The sequence below is a fragment of the Nibrella saemangeumensis genome, from assembly GCF_039541915.1.
Taxonomy (GTDB): Bacteria; Bacteroidota; Bacteroidia; order Cytophagales; family Spirosomataceae; genus Nibrella; species Nibrella saemangeumensis.
Map to the genome: position 1 here is coordinate 1 of NZ_BAABHD010000057.1, position 3,928 is coordinate 3,928.

At 50.0% G+C, this 3,928-nt stretch carries 2 protein-coding genes; one reads left to right on the forward strand and one right to left on the reverse strand.

Features of this window, described 5'->3' with window-relative positions:
- Positions 1-30 precede the first annotated feature (30 nt).
- A complete protein-coding gene (locus ABD949_RS18375) occupies positions 31-717 on the reverse strand; it encodes a recombinase family protein (RefSeq protein WP_345245636.1) in 687 nt (228 codons plus the stop codon).
- A gap of 73 nt (positions 718-790) precedes the next feature.
- On the opposite strand from ABD949_RS18375, the gene ABD949_RS18380 reads away from it, so the two are divergent.
- Positions 791-3,898: a Tn3 family transposase gene (locus ABD949_RS18380; protein WP_345245638.1), complete on the forward strand. Its 3,108-nt coding sequence runs from the start codon at positions 791-793 to the stop codon at positions 3,896-3,898.
- Positions 3,899-3,928: the final 30 nt, after the last annotated feature.

Sequence of the window (3,928 nt, forward strand, 5' to 3'; positions counted from 1 at the left end):
GGGTAGTTTTGCAGTTTCGTACAAAATCCGTCACTTGGCCTTGTCTTCCTCCACCGGCCGATATGATAAGTAGCGATACACGGTCGCTCGGCTAATCCCCAAAAGTTTCCCGATCTCTTCAGCCGTTTTGTCCTTTGCCTCATAAAGTGTCCGAGCCGCTTTAGCTTTTGCAACAGTCTCTTGACTTAATCCTTTGGGACGGCCCCCTAATCGACCCCGAGAGCGAGCAGCGGATAACCCGGCCTGCGTCCGTTCCCGAATTAAGTCCCGCTCAAACTCGGCTAGCGAAGCAAACAGGTTAAACACCAACCGCCCTTGCGCTGTCGTCGTGTCAATCGCATCATTGAGACTGCGAAAGCCAACGCCCTTTTTCTGGAAATCGTTTATGAGGGTAATCAGCTCCTTCAGAGAGCGACCTAATCGGTCCAGCTTCCACACCACCACTGTATCTCCGGTCCGCAGGGAGTCTAGCAGCAGTTGCAGCTGAGGACGAACCTTACCTGATGAGACCTTCTCCTGAAAAATCCGTTCACAGCCAATTTGTTTGAGGCCATCCAATTGAAGATGGAGTTGTTGGTCCTGGGTGGACACCCTGGCATAACCGATTAGCATAAAAAGTAGCGTAAGTCGCAGAGAACCCAACAAGCAAGCAGTACTTGCGACATTGTTTTTTGAGACAACAAAGTAAGACAGTTTTTTGTAGTTTTCTCCATCCAAAACGTCCGGTGTGTTACTGTCTCAAAAAACGGACGTTTTCCCAAGACATCACCGGCTACAAATCACCCTGTTTATGCCTCGCCGTGACTACCTTTCTCCCGAAGCTCGTATACGCTTTGATACACCCCCTCAACTCAATAGCAGTCATCGACTCATTCTACTGGACCTTCCTGTTTGGGCCGAAACTTATCTGGCAGCTATTCATACCCCAACGGCCAGAGCTGGATTTATCCTCCAGTTAGGCTACTTCCGGGTGATGACCCGTTTTTTTGTTCCGGATCGGTTTCCTCCGGAAGATGTCGAGTGGGTATGCGAACAACTCCGAATTGGACTCGAACAGGTTGATTTGCAGGCTTACATGGTCAGTAGAACTCTGTATCGACACCGTTCAGTGATTCTCAATCATCTGGGCTACCAATCTTTTACGCCGACCCATCGGGCTGATCTCCAGCGACAGGCTCATTTGCTGACTCACTTACAAACCCGACCGGCAGTAATGCTGGATATGCTGGTGGAGTACCTACGAAAAAATCGGGTCGAGATTCCAACCTATAGCCAACTGCGGGAAATCATCACCCAGGCGATGGATGATTTTGATGAGCATTTACAAGGGATTATCCGCCAGTATCTGACGCCGACCGATCAAACCCTCTTGGACGACTTACTCGATAATACTGAATCAGGCAGTGAGTCTGGCACAAAAAAGCGCTACCCGCTCACGGCTCTCAAGCATATCAGTCAGTCCATGAAGCCCCACGTCATTGCTGAGCGGGTAGCGTTATTTTGCCATCTCAAAACGCTATTCACCCAGTTGGCCCCTCTGATCGCCCGCCTGGAGCTGACCGATGATTCTACCCGATATTACGCTCAGTATGTACTCGATAACCGGACGGTGCTATTAGCGGAACGGATCCATGAACGCTATCTACGTCTGCTGGCTTTCATCACCTTTCAGTATCTGAGTGTGGGCGATGCCCTGATTCTAACCTTAAACAAGGCGGTGGCGGGTCTGTTGAATGACTGCGAGAATAATCTCAAAGAAGAGTATTATCAGAACCGTCACACTACCGCCAGCCTGGTCGGTCAGATGAGCCGTCGCGCCGATGTACACATTGACGCCCTGACCCAAATCGAACAAACCATTCATCAGCCAGAGTGGAATAACGATCAGAAGGTGGCACAGATTCAACAGATTCTGGAACGGAAACGGTTAGATAGTGAGCAATTGCTGGCTGATAAACAGCGCGTTGCCGAAATAAAAACGATCAACCAGCCTATCGATGAACGCACGGATTACTACCTGGCTTTAGAGAAAGTGTCGTTTCGGCTACAACTGCGGGTATCCGCTATTGTTCAACATCTATTCTTCGATGAGGAGAGTTCCCATCCACACTTGTTTAAAGCGATTACCTACTATCAGCAACATAAAGGTGAATTGGGTGCGGCTTCAGCCGTGCCGTTGGAGTTTTTGAGTATGGCTGAGCAACAGCACGTCTACACAGAAAAAGGCAGGCTACGGGTCTCGCTCTACAAGGTGCTGCTGTTTCGAGCCGTACGTGACGCTTTACGTGATGGAAGTCTGACCGTACTTTCCTCGTATGAATACCGGTCAGTGGATGAGTATCAGATTCCCCCGGCGCAATGGAAAGTACACCGGGAGGAGTATTTACGACGGGCCAACTTACTCCACCATAAACATCCAGCCAAGACCCTGCTCGCCCTCAACGAGCGGCTTAATTGTCAGTTCGCCCAAACTAACCAGGGACTGACCACTAATCCACAAGTATTTTTTGACGCGCATGGGGGTTGGCACCTGCACCGCTACCGGGCTGATGAAGAGCAGGAGCAAGGAGTTACCCGCCTGCTATATCCAGCCAGCCGGGTGGTCTCCCTACAGGACGTATTATTACAGGTCGAAAACCTGACGGGATTTTTAAGCAAGTTTCAGCATCAGGGTTTTGTGCAGAAACCTACCCGTCCAGACCTTCGCTTACTGCTGGCAGCCATTATTGGGTACGGCGAAAATATTGGCATTCGGAAGATGGCACTGGTTTCACGCAACATATCCGTACATGCCCTGGAGACGGTGGCCACCCAATATTTCTCGCCCGAAATGGTGGTGGAGGCCAATGACTGTATCCTTGCTCACAGCAATGCGCTACCCTTAACGGATTTGTTCCGTCGTCAGGAAGGACTGGTTGTTACCGGTAGTGATGGCCAGAAATTCGATGTATCCATTCCCACACTTCGCGCTACAGCCTCCTATAAATATTTTGGCAATGGCGAAGGTGTCGTCATTTACTCTGGCCTGGATGAAGCCGGCCAATTGGTTTATACCCTGGTTGTTAACGCCGGAGAGCGCGAATCAGGGTATGTGCTGGATGTAGTGCTGCACAATCAGGTGATTCAAACTCAGGCCCACTCAACGGATATGCACGGATTTTCCGAAATTAATTTTGCTGGTATGGGTTTGCTAGACATCGATTTCCGCCCCCGCTTTGTGCAGATTCATCGACAGCAGCTGTATAGTATTGATGCGGTTTCGACCTACAAAGCATTTGGTTATAAAATTTTGCCCGATAGTCGGATTGATTACGAACACCTGGTCGAGCAGTGGGACCCTGTGTTACGCTTTATGGCTTCGGCCATTTTGGGCTATTCGCGCCCTTCCATGTTGCTCAAACGGCTCAATTCGTATGCCCGGCAACATCCCCTTCATAAAGCGCTACGGGATCTGGGCCGACTCTACAAAACGGACTTCATTCTCCGGGTGGTTGCTGACCCTGAACTGCGAGCGAGTATTGAAGGAATCCTCACGCGTGTTGAACACGGCAACAAGTTTGGGAGTGCAGTCACATTGGGCAATGATAGTTCGTTTGACTGGCCCACTGATCAGGAACGCCAAATTGCTGCTGGCTGTCGGACATTGATTATGAATGTGATTAATTACTACAACCTGCTGTATCTGTCGGAAAAGCTACGACAGAGCAAAACGACTCTGGAACGCGAAGAATTGTTGCGGACGATTCTGAAATCTTCGACGCACACCTGGCATCACATCAATCTGGCTGGTGAGTATGACTTTTCGGACGAAACCATACCACCGGTCCAGTTTGACCTGAAAGCGTTGCTGAGTTTTCCGCTGGTTCGGCCACGGAACAAGGGCAATGGCCCCAAGTGACGGATTTTGTACGAAACTGCAAAACTACCC